This is a genomic window from Paenibacillus ginsengarvi, assembly GCF_003626695.1.
Taxonomy (GTDB): domain Bacteria; phylum Bacillota; class Bacilli; order Paenibacillales; family NBRC-103111; genus Paenibacillus_AB; species Paenibacillus_AB ginsengarvi.
In genome coordinates this window covers 113,297-131,289 of sequence record NZ_RBAH01000022.1, presented here as the reverse complement: position 1 = coordinate 131,289, position 17,993 = coordinate 113,297, and the positions used below count along the sequence as shown (strand labels likewise).

Annotated in this window: 16 protein-coding genes and 1 pseudogene; 1 reads left to right on the top strand and 16 read right to left on the bottom strand. The window is 49.8% G+C overall.

The window, feature by feature from the left end:
* From D7M11_RS25620 to D7M11_RS25555, 14 genes are all read right to left on the bottom strand, one after another.
* On the bottom strand, window positions 1-462 hold the full coding sequence (locus D7M11_RS25620; RefSeq protein WP_120750117.1) for a YhjD family protein: 462 nt from the start codon (window positions 460-462) through the stop codon (window positions 1-3).
* The gene (locus D7M11_RS25615; RefSeq protein WP_120750116.1) at window positions 459-1,715 is read right to left on the bottom strand and encodes a DNA polymerase IV; all 1,257 of its coding nucleotides are present in this window, start codon (window positions 1,713-1,715) and stop codon (window positions 459-461) included. Before D7M11_RS25615 ends, D7M11_RS25620 begins: the two co-directional genes overlap by 4 nt.
* A 260-nt stretch (window positions 1,716-1,975) precedes the next feature.
* A complete protein-coding gene (locus tag D7M11_RS25610) occupies window positions 1,976-2,365 on the bottom strand; it encodes a hypothetical protein (RefSeq protein WP_116061861.1) in 390 nt (129 codons plus the stop codon).
* Between the two features lie 456 nt (window positions 2,366-2,821).
* Entirely contained in the window at window positions 2,822-3,766 is a 945-nt protein-coding gene (locus D7M11_RS25605; protein WP_120750115.1) for a phosphotransferase, read from the bottom strand.
* 26 nt (window positions 3,767-3,792) lie between these two features.
* Window positions 3,793-4,191 carry a GNAT family N-acetyltransferase gene (locus tag D7M11_RS25600; RefSeq protein ID WP_120750114.1) on the bottom strand — a complete coding sequence of 133 codons (399 nt, stop codon included), beginning with the start codon at window positions 4,189-4,191 and terminating at the stop codon, window positions 3,793-3,795.
* Window positions 4,192-4,450: 259 nt separating this feature from the next.
* Window positions 4,451-5,236 carry an IclR family transcriptional regulator gene (locus D7M11_RS25595; RefSeq protein ID WP_120750113.1) on the bottom strand — a complete coding sequence of 262 codons (786 nt, stop codon included), beginning with the start codon at window positions 5,234-5,236 and terminating at the stop codon, window positions 4,451-4,453.
* 140 nt (window positions 5,237-5,376) lie between these two features.
* On the bottom strand, window positions 5,377-7,437 hold the full coding sequence (locus D7M11_RS25590) for a glycoside hydrolase family protein (RefSeq protein WP_120750112.1): 2,061 nt from the start codon (window positions 7,435-7,437) through the stop codon (window positions 5,377-5,379).
* A 124-nt stretch (window positions 7,438-7,561) separates the two neighbouring features.
* On the bottom strand, window positions 7,562-8,896 hold the full coding sequence (locus D7M11_RS25585; RefSeq protein WP_120750111.1) for an ABC transporter substrate-binding protein: 1,335 nt from the start codon (window positions 8,894-8,896) through the stop codon (window positions 7,562-7,564).
* Between the two features lie 103 nt (window positions 8,897-8,999).
* Window positions 9,000-9,533: a hypothetical protein gene (locus tag D7M11_RS25580; protein ID WP_193556278.1), complete on the bottom strand. Its 534-nt coding sequence runs from the start codon at window positions 9,531-9,533 to the stop codon at window positions 9,000-9,002.
* Window positions 9,530-9,901 carry a hypothetical protein gene (locus D7M11_RS25575; protein ID WP_120750109.1) on the bottom strand — a complete coding sequence of 124 codons (372 nt, stop codon included), beginning with the start codon at window positions 9,899-9,901 and terminating at the stop codon, window positions 9,530-9,532. The genes D7M11_RS25580 and D7M11_RS25575 overlap by 4 nt, the downstream gene beginning before the upstream one ends.
* Window positions 9,901-10,989, bottom strand: coding sequence for a sialidase family protein (locus D7M11_RS25570; protein WP_120750108.1), 1,089 nt, complete (start codon window positions 10,987-10,989; stop codon window positions 9,901-9,903). Before D7M11_RS25570 ends, D7M11_RS25575 begins: the two co-directional genes overlap by 1 nt.
* On the bottom strand, window positions 10,986-11,915 hold the full coding sequence (locus tag D7M11_RS25565; RefSeq protein ID WP_158606831.1) for a dihydrodipicolinate synthase family protein: 930 nt from the start codon (window positions 11,913-11,915) through the stop codon (window positions 10,986-10,988). The genes D7M11_RS25570 and D7M11_RS25565 overlap by 4 nt, the downstream gene beginning before the upstream one ends.
* 468 nt (window positions 11,916-12,383) lie before the next feature.
* On the bottom strand, window positions 12,384-12,833 hold the full coding sequence (locus tag D7M11_RS25560) for a pentapeptide repeat-containing protein (RefSeq protein ID WP_120750106.1): 450 nt from the start codon (window positions 12,831-12,833) through the stop codon (window positions 12,384-12,386).
* A gap of 109 nt (window positions 12,834-12,942) precedes the next feature.
* Window positions 12,943-13,890, bottom strand: coding sequence for a helix-turn-helix transcriptional regulator (locus tag D7M11_RS25555; RefSeq protein WP_120750105.1), 948 nt, complete (start codon window positions 13,888-13,890; stop codon window positions 12,943-12,945).
* Between the two features lie 104 nt (window positions 13,891-13,994).
* Here D7M11_RS25555 and D7M11_RS25550 point away from each other — a divergent pair, with 104 nt between their 5' ends.
* Window positions 13,995-14,453, top strand: coding sequence for a VOC family protein (locus tag D7M11_RS25550; RefSeq protein ID WP_120750104.1), 459 nt, complete (start codon window positions 13,995-13,997; stop codon window positions 14,451-14,453).
* Between the two features lie 224 nt (window positions 14,454-14,677).
* Here D7M11_RS25550 and D7M11_RS25545 read toward each other — a convergent pair whose 3' ends face one another.
* Entirely contained in the window at window positions 14,678-16,933 is a 2,256-nt protein-coding gene (locus D7M11_RS25545) for an ATP-binding cassette domain-containing protein (protein WP_120750103.1), read from the bottom strand.
* Between the two features lie 397 nt (window positions 16,934-17,330).
* Window positions 17,331-17,597 (bottom strand): annotated as a pseudogene (locus tag D7M11_RS25540) (MFS transporter); the annotation flags it as partial.
* Between the last annotated feature and the right edge of the window lie 396 nt (window positions 17,598-17,993).

Genomic DNA, 17,993 nt, shown 5'->3' with positions numbered 1-17,993 from the left:
CTACGCTTTTATTTTATTGACCACATCTGATATATATTTGGCAAGCCTTATGCTTATTTCGGACCTAATGACCTCCCTGACGATCCCAATACGTTCCTCATAGCCACGGCAAACATAACGATAATAAACAACCATATCGACCTGCTCGTCGCCGTGTATTTTAATACTCCTGCGGGTGAGCTCACGCCGCAGGTCATACAGGTCCTTGGTGATCTTGGTCATAACAACCTCGGCCGATAGAAGGTACAGACGCTTTAGTATGTTGGTCGAATTTTTAATATCGTCGATGCTCCGCTGGACCATCGTCAGCATATGGGGCAGCAGGACGTAATCGCGAATCATGGTCAACTCTTCAGTTGTAGGGCGTGTAGCCTTTTTGTCGTCTCGGGCTTCGTACTGCTCAATATGTTCTGGTAGAGCCATCTTTGACCCCCATCGATTATTGGCATCCAGTTTTGTCATGCCCAATGTCCTCCAATCTGCACGGCCCGCTCCCGAGCCTGCCCCGTCTCGAGCAGCGAGGACGCCCTAATGATGGCTGCCGATCCAAACCGCTCCTTTATTTCATCGACAGCCTGTTCGCGTCGGATATGACGCTCGCGGTCGTCAAATAGATCGAGCTGGTATACATCATCGTTGGTCAGGTCCGTCAGTGATATATGGAGATGCGTTAACGGCAGACCCTGCCAATGCTCCAGAAAAAGCTTTTGTACGGCCGCCCCTACCTCATGCGGCAAATAGCTGGGATTACGCAGCGTCATCTGCCTGCCAAATCCCGACGACCTGTCCCCGTCTGTCTCCGCAGCTCCGACAGCAATAACTCGCCCCATGTAACCTTTTCGGCGGGCACGCCGGCATACCTCGATCACCAACTCCAGCATAATCGGTTCTATGTCCTCAAACGCTCTATACATGCCCCACTTAAGGGCGCGGCCGCAGTTGATAACCTTGATTTGATGCCGCATACCCCTAACGACCGGGCTCGGATCAATCCCCCTGGCAGTCTGCCAATAATACTCGGCCTGAATATCGCTTTGTTTGCCCATCTCTCGGCGCATCCTGCGCTTAAAATCGCCAAGATCAAGGCGGGCAATGTCTCCGATCGTCGCCAATCCCATCCGCAAAAAATGAGTTGTCATGCGGCCCGCAACCATAAACATTTTGTTTACCGGCAAGTCCCATAAGTCGGACATGTTATGATCATCCAACCGATACAAGCCGTCCGGGTTCTTTTTTGCAAAGTTATCCGTAGCCATTTTTGCGAGTATCTTTGTCGGCCCGATACCCACCCTGGACCATATTCCCGTCGCTAATTTAACCCGCGTTTGGATTTGCCGCACGATCTCCTCTATTGACCCATAAGCTGCAATCGATCCCGTCACGTCCAAAAATTGCTCGTCGATGCTATAGGGCTCTACGAGGTCCGTAATTGATTCATAAATCTCTGAAATCAGCAGCGAAACGGAAATGTAGGTCTGCATCCGCGGCCTAATAACAACAAGGTCAGGGCACTTTGCCAAAGCCTCACCCACCCGTTCCGCCGTCGTAACCCCTCTCTCCTTTGCCAGCGGGCAAGCGGCCAGTATAATTCCGCTCCGGCGAGCAGGATCGCCAACAGCTACCGGTTTATCGCGATATTCTGGATGAGCGGCCTTCTCAACCGATGCATAGAACGACTGGCAATCCGCCAAGAAAATCACCCGTTCCCTTTTCATTAGGCACCCCCGAACAAAATACGAACATTCGTTCCCATTATTATAGGCGAGAACGAGAAATTTATTCAACAAGAAAAAAATGTATAGGCGCAATAAAAAAGCATTAGCACAGCGAAATAATCTGGGGGATTGAGAATCGCCGTGTCCAAATTCATTTCTTATATGCTGGTACTACCCCAATTAGATTGCCGTTTCACATTATGTACTAAAAATAAAACCGACCATCGAGTACCATGGTCGGCTTTTTCAAATATCGCGGTTTAGAACGGCTTTCTTATTACTTTAATGATACGTGCACCGCCTCGGATAAGCCGATTTGCTTCTTCCCGATTAATCCGCACTAAAACAGATACGTCTGTCGAGTTCTCCACGTCGAAAACTGAAAAAATACGACCATTAGCGAACAAAACGCCTTTCAGTTCAACTTTCTTGCCACGACTCGGGGTTGGAGGCTTGGTTTGAAATATCGTACGCATGACACCTGCACGAATAAGACTTCTTGCTTGTTGCGCAGTCGTTCGAACGCCGAACACCGGGTCGATTTCGACACCAGGTGATTTAGCTTCAACCTCGACAATCAGGAAAAAGCGGTTTCCAATCTTTGCAATACTATTCGCTCCAATGGTTACTGGCTGCGTTGTTTTCGCCAAGTACAGCACCTCCCTCGCATCATAGTATGAGGAATGATGTATTGTGGAACGTGGAAATACACCCATTAACTGGGGCCAACCTTGCAGGATTGGTAATATGAAATGAAATAATAAAATCCCCGTCCAGCCACTACGGCCAGACGGGGTTTTAAGTTTGTTCAGGAGGTGCCTTGAATATACAAAAACTATGCAACAACCGCCCCAAACGTAGTCGTGCCACCTATCGTCTGCCAGCCTGCGGAGGTAATAGCATCATCCTTAACCTCTAACAAACCCCGTAATATGTAAGCCCTTCTCGCACACACTCAATTTTATTGAAAAAATTTATGTTTTTTTGCTATAACGAAATCCTTCGTGTGCCCATATGAAAAGAAACTGCACCGTGGCCGCCATGTTCAGCAACCAGGTACAGTCTCTTTTCCAGGATAAGCCGCCTCTAAGAAAAAGGAGCGCCGATCAATCCTCGATCTCAGTCAATTCTTGGATCAAATGCCGGATCGTTTCAGCCCGCGCCCGCTCGTCCTGCCGGTCAAACAGAAGCTGCTCCATGAACTCCCATATATCCTCCAATTTGCGCCGATGCCGATAAAATTGCAGCACATCGCGATGGGGTGTAAAACCGCGATGGACGCCGCAATAGACGGCCATAAACTCGTCGTAATAAGACTTGTCCTGAACAAACATCAGGTCGGCTTCAACAGGCGCCAGCTTGAGCCCTTCCCAATCAATGAGTATGAGACATTCATCGGACTGCATCAAATTCCAGTGATGCAGATCGGTGTGGCATAGGGCCATTTTTATTTCTTTTTCCTTCAAATCGGCAGATAGCTGCTCTAGGGAATTCATCCGTGTTACGAGAGATTCCCTGCAAGACAACAAGAACTCCCTTACGACGGCGGAAAGCTTGTCCATGTCCCGGTCCAGTGTCTCTTTCATCTGCGCCAAAAAAGGAACGGCAAAGTTTTCCCGAATGGCCTCCGTTTCGACCGGAATCTCATCGCCATACAAATGAAGCTCTGCGATTATGGCGGCGAGTTCGGCTGCTTGCTTCGCGGTTAAGTCCCGGTCGCCAACTGTCTCTCCTTCAATATACTCGTACAGCAAGTAGATGGCTTCGTCGTCTTCACATTTGTAATCACCGCTTAAGGTCGGAACGGGAACGGGAAGTCTGTCCGTTAAACGGCTGTTGTCCATAAGCCAAACGGTAATCGGCACATAATGATCGATAAAAGAGGTCCATTTCGGAGTTGATGCCCGGCTTTTTTCATAAACCTTTAAGAAGAAGATACGTTCATTACTGCATACTTTATAGGCAAGCGCCGCCCACCCGCCTTGCTGCGCCTGCAGGTCGGTAAGCTCCAGATTGTACTTTTCAAGAAAAAGGCGTTTGATCGTTTCCATAAGATCTCCTTTTCGGTTAATGCCGCCTATTCTATCATTTGGCGCCAAGTATCTTCGATATCCGTAAAATGACTAAAGCCGATTTTTTTGTAAAACGGTTTGGATTCAGGTGCAGATATAAGGAATACCAAGGTGTCTTTCTCTAACTGCTCTTTCAAATGCGCTACCATTGCTTTACCGATTCCCCTCCCCTGGTACTCAGGGTCAACAGCAAGATCGTTCAAGTAACAATCGAAGCAATAGTCCGTGAAAGCTCTCAGGAAGCCCACCAGCTTCCCGTTATGCCAAGCTGATATTTTCACATTTGCATGCTTCAGCATCAAATTCATTCGTCTTTCATCGTCGGGACGTCTTAAACCAGCTTTGTTGTAAAGCGCTATGACTTCCTCGAGTGATGGAGTTTCGTCGCTTTTATATAGGATCACTACTTCAAACCTCCTCCAACTATACCTCGTGCGGGTTGTCGGTTATTTCCATTATCGTATCACACTATTGAGATCACGATAACCTATCGTTCTCCTTCGCCTTGCTTCCAAGCGGGCTGCCCATCGATAAAAAAAGCAGTCCGCAACCGCAAGGAACACGGATGCCGGACTGCATTTTTTTGCTTTCAACATCTTAACAGGATGTTCTCGGTAGCCGACGCGGTTCGCTCGACACTTAGACCGTCTGTCCGGCTCCGTATTATACGCGAGCCGTGGTATGGCCCATCTTGGAAGAAATACGGTCGGCCAACTCGATCAGTACGCCTGCCAATTCCTTTTCCCGTTCAGGCAAATTCACCTTCGACAACGAGCCGGATACGCTAATTGCCGCCGCCACCGCACCGGTTCTCCCCATAATGGGTGCGGCAAGACAGGCGCGGCCGAGCGCGAGCTCCTCCTGCTCCGTCGCATAGCCTTTACGGCGAATGCGGTCAAACTGCTCGATCAATTGGTCCTTGGACACAAGCGTATGCTCCGTGAACGACCGCATCGGCGCCTCGGACAGCAGACGATCCGTCTCTTCCGGCTCCGAGTAAGCGAGCAGCACTTTTCCCATTGCCGTGCAGTGCAGCGGATTGCGTCTGCCGACATACGTGTACATGCGCGGCGAATCGTAGCTGTCCACGTGAGCCAAGTAAAACAGCGTGTCATCGTCCAAAATTGCCAGATTGGCGTCCAAGCCAAGCCGCTTTTCGATCTCGTACAGTTCGGGCAGCGCCTGCTTGCGAATTTCGTAATTGTTAAGCGCCACGCCGCCCAGCATGACAATCTCCGGGCCGAGCCGATAAAAACCGGTCGCCTCGTCCTTGACGACATAACCGATCGACACCATTGTCGTCAGCAGGCGCGACACATTGCTTTGGGTCAGATTGAGCATTTTGGCGAAATCGATGACCCGCAATTGCGGCGTCTCGTTGGAAAAACAGGATAAGATGCCAAGCGCCCTTGTCACGCTTTGCGTCAGCATGGCAGGGGATTGCTCCATTTTCAAATCGATCTTCCTTCCGCAATTGCTTCATTACGCAATTGGTTTGCTTATTATGAGGATCGATTGTATTATAGCACAGTTCACCTGCCATTAGCACAATACACCTGCATTAGAAGCGAAGCGGTCTCTCGTACGAATTAAACAACTGCTCCTGTTGAATCTACCCACGATGTACCATTCCAAAAAATAGGCTTATTTAGAATCGTATCAAAATAGGTAATCCCTACTTCCTTAGTATCACCTGGCCGATTAGTGGTTGGTCCAAAGTGAGAAGGCTTAAACGCCTCCGCATAAGTGTCCGGAACATTTCCTAATGTTCTAATTGTATTAACTGTCGCACCGCTTCTAATGATAAAATGAGAAGTCGCTGTACCGGTTACCAGTTTGTTTTTGGTTGCTTCGACATAACCTGTACAACTTTCCCTGAAATCGTACAGATAAGACACGCTTGTTAAATGAATTAAACTCAATTCGTTTTCTTCCAGCTTGATATCGGAACAAAAAGAAAATGTATTTCCTTTTTGCGAATTAAACATTCTATTCTTTCTAATGGTCAATCCGTCAACATAAAGCGGCGATAAACTTCTTTCACATGTTCCGCCATCCAGACTATCAAAGGTGTTCCCTTCAATGTTCATGTTTTTAATTTTGAATCTATTCGATCCTGTCTGATAATTGTAAACCCATGAACCGGATGCTTTTACATGGTTGTTATAAATATTTATATTTTCAATAACTTCTGTTCCTGTGGTGTTTGTGCTATTTGTAAATACCACGAATCCACCGTTTCCGCCTATGTCATAAAGCGTTCGTGTGATTGCTTTATTATCTCTAATTTCAACATCTCTAACATCTTTTCCGACAACGGCAAATCTGCATATTTTATAAGAATCGATGATAACATTGTTGATAATTCTTAACCTGTCCACTCTATTCAAGGAATAAGCAAACGCAGCATCTGCCCCGATAATCGTGTTCCCTTCGATGGTTACATCTTCACAATTCCCTGTATTGATTCCCCTTGAGAAACCTAACGCATTGATAACATTATTTCTTATTTTCACATTTCGGTTAAGCTGGTGTGCATCATCCGGGCCAATTACGTTAATGCAACCGGTTAAATTATTGTTTTCAAACCATACATTTTCTTGTACAAACAACCCGCCTAAAGTAACGTCTTTCGCTTCATTCCCAAAATCGATAGACGTCCCGCCTTGAATGATATTGTTTTGTACTCTGACATTTTTCGAATAGATGTTCAGTACACTGCCAGCGTTGCTTCCTCTGTTAACATCTTCCCGAATATCTGAATTAGTAAGCACAAATCCATCGCAATACCACGCAGAAATAGGCGTCGATACTCGTGTGTTATTGGAAAAGAATTTATCAAAAGTCAGATTTTTTGTTTTGTATCCGGTAATGCCTTCTAAAAATGAATTGACGAATTGGCCGCCTTCGAAATGAACTCCTTCACATTGTTCAAATACGGCTAAATGCCAACGAACAAAGTCCCCCGGTACCCTTACGCCCGCATTGATAGTGTTACTGACAAAACGAGTGAATGTACAGTTTTCAAATCTGATATTTTTGCTTTGTCTAAACCTCAGCAGATTCCGAACTTTCGTCTTATCGTCCGTACCTACATATGCCGGTGAAGTAATTCCACCATCAAACGTAATCCCTTTGAAAATCATATTTTCTTTACTCTGAATATCAAACAAAGTATCTACATATTGTCCGACGTCATTGTAATTTTTTGCTTTTAGAACGCTTAACCCTTCTATTCCGCTAATCATCGAACCAGATGGAATGTTCATATTTTTAACCACAAACTCTCCAGGCGGAACGAATACATGCACATGATCCAGTAAAGCTTGATTGAGAATAGCGCTATTATCTGTTATTCCATCATCGACAGCACCTAGACTTTTAAAATTCACTCCTCTTTCATTAAACTCTCGAACCGTTTGTGCCCAATGCTCGGAACATTGCTGCTCACATTCCTGAACGACCTCTTCCACAATTCGCCGAATCCCTTCCGCATTTCCATTTGAGTTGGCCGCCGAGTTTCCATAGACGTCGCCCGTCACCGTATTGGTATGGCCGGCCAGTCCCTCAACGCTATGGGGGAATAACATTCCCGCAACAGCGGCCGTACCGGCCACACTCAACAACTTCCTTCTGCTCAACTTCTCCATTTTTTATACCCCTTCCTTTCGCTCAACGAATATACAGCCTCCATAAACTCGAGAAGCTGCAAAACAGGTTACCTGTCCAGGCTCTTCCAGAAGATTGTTCCGACTAGAAGAGCCTTTCCTGCCATCATTTCAGTTCTTGCATGGCCTTATTGGCCCTTTCTTCCTGTTCGCGCAATGCTGTATTGATATCCTTTTTCTGTAAAGCCATTTCCTGAGCGACTGCATTTATATAGGTATCCGTTGCGGATTTCCATCTGGAATAATCAGGTAATGGCGCAGGAGATACTTTGAAAATAGCTTGCAAATTCTTACCATTATAGATTTGGGAATCCTGTGCATAGGTCATTTTCATTTTCTGATCTTTTAAAGCCGTAATCATCTGACCATTTTTGTTGAGCCGCTCTTGTACTTCGTCAGAAATCATCGTCATAATGACCTGGTATGCGGCTTCCTTATGCTTACTCGCCTTAGATACTATTAGCATAGGAAAGTCTACGGAGTTACCGTAGTTAGGCTTCTCTTTGAATACCGGATAAGCAGATAGATCCCAATCGAATGGAGGGTTAGCACTAACGAGATTGGTGGTCCCCATAATCCAGCCCGCCTGCATAGCAATCGTACCTCCAGCCATGTTAGTTGGGCGCCAGTTAGTACCGTTAATGAATCCAGGAATTTTAAGCAGCTGCTCTTGTAAAGAAAAGACATATTTATGTTTATCATCCGTAAGAGCGGCCTTTTCATCTTTTTCATCGAAATTAGACGCTCCATACTGCCTTAACCAATTCACTGGAGTAGGAGGGGCGCTGCCAATATATTGAACTTCCCCATCCTTGCGGGTTAATTTGTTGGTTAGTTCGATAAACTTATCCCAGGTGATGACGTCCTCAGGATAGCTGACACCGAATTTGTCGAATAAATCTTTGTTATATAGTAAAGATCCATAATTCATTCCGAAAGGCAAACCATAGATCCCCTTATTTCGACCTAACCCGCGTAAAGTTTCGACTATAGCCGGTTCGAATCGATTAAGATCGACATTGAATTTTTTGATCATAGGATTTAAATCCTCAGCGTACTCCATATCTAAATACTTGTTCAAACCCGTATTACTATCTGCGACTAGATCCGGTATCGTTCCTGCAGCGATTAAAGCTTCAATACCGTCTTTCGCAGGGCTTGTTACTTTTAGCAGCTTTAGACTAATGGCAGGATGTTTGGCTTTAACGGGTTTGACAAAGTATTCCTCGAATTTTTCTTCTGTAATTCCTGTGTTAGCATCCAAAAAGAGAAGCTCAACCGGAGGACCGTTATACTCGTTTATGTTCTTAACATCGGAACCTTTCTGGACTTGTTCATTGGCTTCATTTTTTTGATTATTTCCACAACCAGAAAGTATACTCACAGAAATTAATGAGGCTACAAAAACAGAGCTTACAAAATTGTTCCTTATACTAAACATTACATTTTCCCCCCATAGTAATCCCAAAAATAAATGGTTCCATCGTAATGGCACTTTACTCTACGTCTGATCAATCGGTAGGCACATGTGTTTTGCACTTGAATCAAACGCCTTTGGTTTTGAACCAATGCACGATGTCGTCTTGACGGAAATGCCGCCAATCGCCGTGGCCCGCTTGGACAATCTGAGCCCGTTGAGCTTCTTGAGCAGCCTGCCCTTCCTGGCCGTTTACCCGAATCAATTCGGCCGTCGATCCGTTAGCCCGATACAGCTCTCCCCATTTGACTGCATGTTCGGCCATAGGCAATACGCGGTCCTGCGCGGACCCGATCAGCAGGGCAGGCGGCCGGTGCTCCGGCTCTATCGACCATCCGTGCCAATCGCGACAACACGGATCGCTGCCTGCGGTTTTTTCCGCGAATTCCGTGTCCTCGTCCGTAACGATGCCGTATGCCTGTTTCACCTGCGCCCGGTGCGTGTGACGGAACGCATGGCGCAGGTTGCACAGCGGGTATAAGCCGACGATGGCCGACACCGCCTCTGAGCCAAGCAGCGCGACGCTGTTCAGCGTCGTCATAAACCCGTTCGAAGCACCGAGCATGCAGCAGTGCTCCGTCACCCGGTACGTCGTCCTCATGTGATGGTAAAACGCTGCGCAAGCTTGCCTGCAACGCTCGTTTCCGTACAGCTGATCCCCTCCGTTTTGTGCACCGCAAACGATAAACCTTCTTCCAGCAGCGCCTCGATCAACGGATTGGAGTACAGGCGGAAGCCGTCCGCAGACGCCGACAAATAATAACCGTCACGCTGCCTATCGACGCCGTATTGGGTTTTAGACGTAAAGTTGGCAGTCCGTTCGCTGCCGCCCATCGTCCAGCCGTTGCCGTGATTGCAGATGACATAGGGATGCGGGGCGGAAGAACGCCCGTAGTTTGAGGGAAGCCGGACAAAGCACCACTGGCTATCCGCCCCTTCGCCGTACCGGTAAAAACGCACCTCCTCCATCAGCCGATGCTCTCCCTGATTTGCGCCCAGTCGAACGTAAAAGCTATAATGTCCGGCATATCCCGCACGAGATGCGGCGCATACGTGATGACGTGAAGGCGGGTTTCCTCCCCTTCCCCGGTGAACAGATGCTCCGCGTAATAGGAATGCCCGATCTGCGACTCATTTTCGTCCAGAAGCACATTGCCAAGCAGCGTCAGCGTCTCCGGATCGAACCGGTACAGACGCAGCGAGGTCGGCGCTCCCCGGGCGACATTGCGGCATAGCACATACCAGTTTCCAGCCCGTTCGAACAGCTTCGGTCTGCCGATATAGGCGATCGAATCGTATACGTCCGACCATCTGCTTTCTCCGGTGCGGCGAAACTCCCGGTCCGTCCGGTATGCCCGTGTCGCCTGATTGTCGCCGCGGGCCACGATTACGTAGCCGTCCCGGTACGCCAGCAGCGCGCATTCGTTAAACGCAAAGTCGAACTCCTCGTTCAGATTGCGGATATGCGACCAGCTATGGCCAGAATCTGCGGATCGCAGTGCGTGCACCGCCCTTCTGCCGCCCGCGAGCTCGGGAAACGACATGGCCAGCAGATCCACCGCGACTTTTGCCGGTTCTATCTGCTCCGTCACCAGATCCGCCTTGTCTTCTGTTCCGATCCAATGTGCATCGTCCAACGCATATCCGTAGGCATAACCCCCGGCCTGCGGAAACCAGCCTTCATCGCGAAACGATTCGCTTTCGTCATCGGAGCGGTATACGCGCAGGCCCATCCGCATCTTGACACCGCCCGGACGCTGAATATCGACCGAAAGCGTTATGGTTCCGTCAGGCATGCGGGTGAGCTCCGGATTTTGATGAATCCAGCCGGGTGTACGGTCTATCGTCTGCCTGGACACTACTTCCCCGGAGTTCGGTTCGTACCTGAGCGTCTCCAGCGACGCCTCCGGGTCGAGCGCATGCCGGTCGCCGTTTTTGTAGGCAACCAGCAGTGTGCCGTCCGGCAGCGGCAGCACGGTAGGGAAGGCATAATAACGCGCTGGACCGCCGCTCCCGTTGTCGGTTAAAACGCGTATCCGCTTGGGAAGCGCATTCATAGGGCTGTCACCTCTTGTTCGCAATCTTTGGCATATCGCACAATCGTTTCATACAAACGCCTAACGGCCGGTTCGTCCGTTTGTCGAAGTCCGGGCAGCGGTCGCCGCGGCTCCCCGCAATCGACGCCGCGCAGCCGCAGTATCCCCTTGACCGCGGCGAACAAGCCGATGGAACGAATCTCCGTAATGATGTCATTCACAATAAACTGCCAACGCTGCGCCTCCGCCGCATGTCCGAGCCGATATTCGCGCTCCAGCTTCAGGAACAGCTCGGGCATCGCTCCGTATGTGCCGCCGATGCCGGCGTCCGCCCCCATGATGCGTCCGGCTACATACTGCTGATCCGGTCCGTTAAAGACGAGAAACTTTTCGCCGCCGATCGCTTTGAACCGCTGCAGCTCGTATGTATCAAACGTCGTCATTTTGATGCCGAGCAGCCGCTCGTGACGCAGCAAGTCCCGCAGCATGTTTTCCGTCATGCGAAAGCCGGTCGCAGATGGGATGTAGTACAGAATAAATGGCAGAGCAGCGCTTTCCATCACAGAAAGCCAATACTCCTTGACCGCCTCCTCCGTGTATGCGTAGTAAAATGGCGGGATCGACGACACGGCATCCGCGCCGCACGTTTCCGCATGCCGGGCCAGCCGGATCGCCGCACCCGTCGTGGCTGCGCCGACATGAACGGTGACGGTCGCGGTCCCCCCGTTCTCCTCCAGAACCGCCTCCAGCGTCCGCTCGCGCTCCTCCTCCGTCTGCAAGATGCCTTCTCCCGTCCCGCCGCCGACATAAAGCCCGCGAATGCCGGCATCCAGTAAATGCCGCGTCAGCCGTCTGACGGATTCGGGCGAAACGTTCCCGTACGCGTCATAGCAGGCAGGCATCGCGACATGAATGCCGGAAAAACGGTCAGCTTGCTTGATTGTCATGGATAAGTCCTCCGTCTTCGGAAGCATGAACAGTGGTTCGCCCCTCCGCCAATCCGGGTTTGCGTTTTTACGATTAGCCCGTTGTTGAAAGGGACTCGATTACGTTCATGTTCACTAGGTTGTTGTCATGCAGAGTGAAATTGCAATAAATTTGCAATTTTATGAGATCCGTCGATCTAAAATCAGATCGTTGACCAAATTATATTATTTACATTCATATTATGCAATATAATTTTATATTATGAAATATACGTTTGTTATTAATATTGACTTTGTGGGTTTTATAACAAACCTAAAAACGCCGTAGCCGCCCGATTGGGACAAGCCCCGGCGACTTACAGCGTTGTTTCGATATAGATATACCGGTCAGAAAACACAGCGAGGCCGCCGATCCTGTCGGCAGCCTCAGCCTGCTCATATATGAAACATTAACAGTAAACCTTTGTATTACGCGTCAACCTGCCGCCCCTACTGTGAGTTGTGCAGCTTAAGAAGCTCCTCGATCAGGACACCGTTTATCCGAAGACCTTCTATGTTGCAGTCCGTAAAATTTACATTAGCCAGATTACAGTTGTTGAAGCTGCTTCCTTCGATTTTGAGATTGTCGAGTACAAGAGGCTGCTCGGCACCGGCATTCCGAATCGTCATCCCGCTAATGTTCGCCCCATCGATCGTAAGTCCGGTAAGATTCGCATCGCTAATATGGCCGTTTACCATGTTCATATCCGTCATCTTGCAATTTCGAAGATCGGCATACCTCACTTTCATATTCGTCAAGGAGACATCGTCGAAAACAACATCCACTATACGACAATCCCGAAATTCGGAGTTCGAAATATCGGAATTTTTGACCAGCAGCCTCTGTTTCGGCTTACGCTTATCCACAATCTGAATGACAACTTCTTCGTTTTCGCTCATTTCTTCTCGCCTCACTTTGGGATTTTTGATTTCACTATGTATCGATGCCAGTAACGATTACTTTCTATCAAAATCCTAGCTATAAATTTCACTTCAAGATTGTAGCTACCTACTCGTACTGACGCATAATGTCCGCAAGCGTCTTTTTCATATAGGCCACAAGCTCCCCAGGACTCTCTACTAACGCCTCCTTGCCCAATCCGATGAAAAACTGGGCTAAGTAAGGAAGCTCGCTCTTCGGAACGTCTCCCTCCAGCCAGCCAGTCCCATCCTCCCGCGGACGCAGCTTGCGCGCCAGCCAAAGCTCGGCCTCGCACCGCCGAACGCCTTCTCTGCTTAGTTCTGCGCGCAAACTCACCCGATCCTGCTTGAGCCTGACATGCGACTCCCAGTTCCCGAGATGAACATGCTGCAAATCCAGCGGTCTCCTTTCGCCCCCCGCATAGTCCGCCGAACGGATGCGGTCGCACCGGAACAGACGAATATCTTCCCGAACAAAGCAATACGCCGGACAATACCATAAACCGTTTCTGGCATAAATGCCGATCGGCTGTATGTGCCGGGATGAACTTCCCCCGCCGGATTCGTATTCGATGGCGATCACAGTTTGGCGGATGGCCCCGTCCAGCAAAATCGCCATATGCGGAGATTCCAGCTGCCTGACCGGGGAAACCAGATCAAAGCGGTTTTTCATTTGATCGATTCGGTCCCGCGTATCCCCCGGCATGTACAAGTAAAATCTGTTTAAGGCCGACTCCGCTTCCGTTTCAAAAGGGAGAGACGAGTAGTGCCGGAGGGCATGACTTGCAAAAAAGATCGCAACCGCTTCTTCTTCGGTAAAAGCAATCGGAGGCAGTATTCGCTCGTTCAGCACCTGGTACCCGCCATGCGGGCCCACTTCGGAATACAATGGCACTCCCAGTTCGCCAAGCTCCTGCAAATCTCTGAGTATCGTTCGGGGCGATACGTCAAATTCCTGAGCAAGCTCCTTGACGGTAAACTTCCGCTTCCGGTTGACGGTCATCATTAAATCAAGCAATCGTTTGGATTTGGACATCGCGAAACTCCATGTTTTTATTTGTGACAATACTTGTCACTATTATCGGATACAATAACAATCAAGTCCAGCTGATAGCTGAGTAAAAAGGAGTTTGTAAAACAATGACCGTACAATTGACCGCATTTTTAATGATGGACGGAAATGCCAAACAAGCGATTGAATTTTACAAAGAAGCATTGGAGGCCAAAGTCCTCTTTTGCCAAACCTATGGCGACGCACCGGAAAATCCCGCATCCCCTTTGCCTGCGGGCACGAAAAGTTTGGTGTCGCATGCGATTTTGCAAGTCGGCATGGCCAAAATCATGGTTGCCGATCAAAGTCCCGGCAAGCCTCATCAAAGCGGAAATCAGGTTCAAATCTGCATGACGACGAACGAAATCGAGAAAACGGAGAAGTTTTACGAGTTGTTGCAGCAAGGAGGACAAGTCGGGATGCCGCTGCAGCCCACTCATTTCAGTCCCGGGGTTGCCATCGTTACCGACAAGTTCGGGGTGGTCTTTCAGCTTGTTACGATGACTTCGGAAGAAGCCGCCATTCGGGGGCATCAGAAGGACGTCTGATTTCGGGCTGGAAAGGCGTGTCACGTATGAGTCGGTTCTAAATTTAAAGGCTGGAGTTACCGGCGAACCGGCAACTTCAGCCTTACCTTCACCTTATAGCGGCTCTGGTTTTACGCGCCAGCATTCCCGTCGAAATCAATCACGAACCGGTACCAGGTGTTAGTTTGAAACGTTTGGACCCGGCCTGCAAGGCTTAGCGGAACTTTTGCTTCCGCATTTTTACCCTACACCAAATATTGTCCGGTGATCGACTGTTTCGCATGGACGATTTGCTCGGGCGTGCCCTCGAACACCACTTGCCCCCCCTTGCTGCCTCCGTCCGGTCCCATATCGATAATCCAATCCGCCTGGCTGATCACTTCCAGGTTATGCTCGATGACGATCACCGTATTGCCGGCATCGACGAGACGGTTCATAATGCCGAGAAGATGACTGAGGTCCGACATATGCAAACCCGTCGTCGGCTCGTCCATCACATAGATGCTGCCCTTCTTGTGCAGCTCGCTGGCCAGCTTGATGCGCTGGCATTCCCCGCCCGAGAGCGTGCTGAGCGGCTGGCCGAGCGTAATATAGTTCAGCCCTACGTCGCTCATCGCCTGGAGCTTGCGCACAACCTCTTTCAGCTGAAAAAACTCCAGCGCCTGCTCCACCGTCATCTCCAGCACATCTGCGATCGACTTGCCGTTCAATTTGTAGGCGAGCACTTCTTCCTTGAACCTTTTGCCTCCGCATACTTCACACGGCAGCTTCACGCTATCGAGAAAGGAGAGATCCGTATACACGACGCCTAACCCTTGGCAGTTCTCGCAAGCGCCCTTGGAATTGAAGCTGAACAACCCTTGATTCACCTTGTTTGCAGAAGCAAACGCTTTGCGCACATCATCCATAATGCCCGTATAAGTCGCAGGGTTCGAGCGCGTCGATACGCCTACCGCCGATTGATCGATAACGATCGCGTCCGGATGCTGGCTGAGGAATACTTCATTAATCAGCGTGCTTTTGCCCGATCCGGCAACCCCCGTGACTACGGTTAATACTCCTGTCGGAATATCTACGCTTACGTTCTGCAGGTTGTGAAGATGAGCTTTATGGATGGACAGCTTGCCGGACGGATTCCTGCATTCGTGCTTCAACTGCAGCGGCCGCTTTATATGGGTGCCTGTCAGCGTACCCGACTCCAGCAGGCCCTGGTAGCTTCCTTCATACACGATGTTACCGCCGCGACTGCCGGCGTGAGGCCCTACGTCGACGATATGGTCCGCCACTTTGATTACATCGGGATCGTGCTCGACGACAATGACGGTATTGCCTTTGTCGCGCAGCTTCTGGAGCAGTTCATTCAACCGGTGAACGTCGCGGGGATGCAAGCCGACGCTCGGCTCATCGAAGATGTAAGTGACATCGACCAGACTGCCGTTCAAATGCTTCACCATTTTGACCCGCTGCGACTCGCCGCCGGATAAGGTATCCGTCTCGCGGTCCAGCGTCAGATAGTCCAAGCCGATATCGACCAGATGCTGCAGCCGCTCCGTGAGCGACTTGACCACAGGGGCTGCGGCCGCATCGTTTATTTCCCGAATAACGCGGATGAGGTGTCCGACCTCCATAGCAGACAGCTCGGCAATGTTATGTCCGTTGATCTTGCAGCTCAACGCGGCTTGGCTGAGTCTCGCGCCGTGACAGCAGGAACAGACGCCTTCGGTGATGTAAGGCGCAACCGTTTGCTGGGTGCGTTCGGATTTCGTTTTGACGTCCTGCTTGATATATTTATTGGTGAATTTCTCGATGACGCCTTCCACCGTAATATTCGTTGCTTTCCCGGCAAAATCCATCTTGACTTTCTTGGCCTTGCCGTAGAGCAGCTCTTCCAGATCCTCAGCCGAATAATCGCTCAGCTTCTTGTCGGGATCGAAAGGCCCCGACTGAATGACCATGTTCCAATCCCAGCTATCCACCGCGTAACCCGGCAGCATGATAGCCCCTTCCTTCATAGACTTGGACAGATCCACTGCCTTGTCCATATCGATGCACAAACTGCGGCCGATCCCGTTGCATTCGGGACACATGCCTTGCGGATCGTTAAAGGAGAACACATTCGCTTGTCCGACATAGGGCTGGCCTACCCGCGAAAATAATAAACGAAGGAGCGGAGAAATATCGGTAATCGTGCCCATCGTGGAATGAGAGCCTCCGCCAAGCCGCTTCTGGTCTACTATAACCGCCATGCTGAGATTCTCGATCGCGTCCGCGTCGGGCTGCGGGTAACGGGGCAGGAAAGTGCGCACGAACATACTGAAGTTCTCATTCAGCAGTCGCGTCGATTCCGCGGCGATCGTATCGAAGACGATCGACGATTTGCCGGAGCCGGATACACCGGTGAAGATCGTAATGTTCCGCTTCGGGATGCGCAAAGATACGTTTTTGAGATTGTTCTCCCGTGCAGCAGTAATGACGATATATTCCTGATTCGATTCGCTCATGATTGACGTCCTTCCGATTTATATTTTCGTCCCACTCCACATTATACCATTTTAGGAATCGCAAAATCCTGCTCTATCGTCCGAGGCACATAAAACCGGCTGCATCCTGCTTGCAGCCGGTTACCTCCGAACTTCTTCCACCGACCTGCTGGAGCGGCTGCACCGCGCCGGCGTAGTGTTCACCTTCGGCTCGGATGCCCATAGCCCCGCCCAATTGCTGTACGATTAAGAGGCGGTGACGAGTTACCTGCATTCCATCGGAGTGCGGCAGCTCGCCACGTTCCGCAACCGCAAACGAATGATGGTCCCGCTGGGGCGTTAGCAGCGCTGAGCTGCGGACCGGATCGCGAGGTCGGCCGAGCTTTCGGGCCGGCCTCCTCTTTTATGATGCGGTAGTTTATATATGAGAACGCGTATCTTTTTTCAAAACCAATATGGCCGCTGCTATAAGGAGTACCCCCATAAAAGCGGGCGCGGCATGACCAAGCGATACATAGATTTGGCCTCCTATAATAGGCCCGATTATTCTTGCTAAAGCCTGAATCGATTGACTGCCTCCTTGAATCCTTCCTTGTTCGCTGGAACCGACAGACTTGGAGAGCATCCCGTTGAAGGAAGGCCCGAAGATCGAATCACCGAAACCGAATAGAAACATTCCGGCAATAGCATGGTCAGCAGAAGGATCAGAATCCCGACGACCAGCTTGATCGCCGCAATGTCCGCATATAAGTAAATCATGAGGCCTGGGATTATCATGATCAAACTTCCCGTAATCAATCTCCCCATAAGCCGCTTGTTTAACTCTTCCCGAATCCTGAACATCTTGAACATCGATATAACAAGCGAATGTTCAATTGGATTGCGGTATGAGCCGGAAACATCATCAGAAGAAAAGGCGTCCCTATAATCGAAAAACCGAACCCGGTACTCGCTTGCAGCAGCGAAGCCGCAAACACTACCATCAACAATACAAGCAAGTTCTCAATAACATTCACCGCCTAACGCCGGACTTTCTCGGTGGCCGACCAGTTTCCTGTATTATAGACATATCCGCTTAATC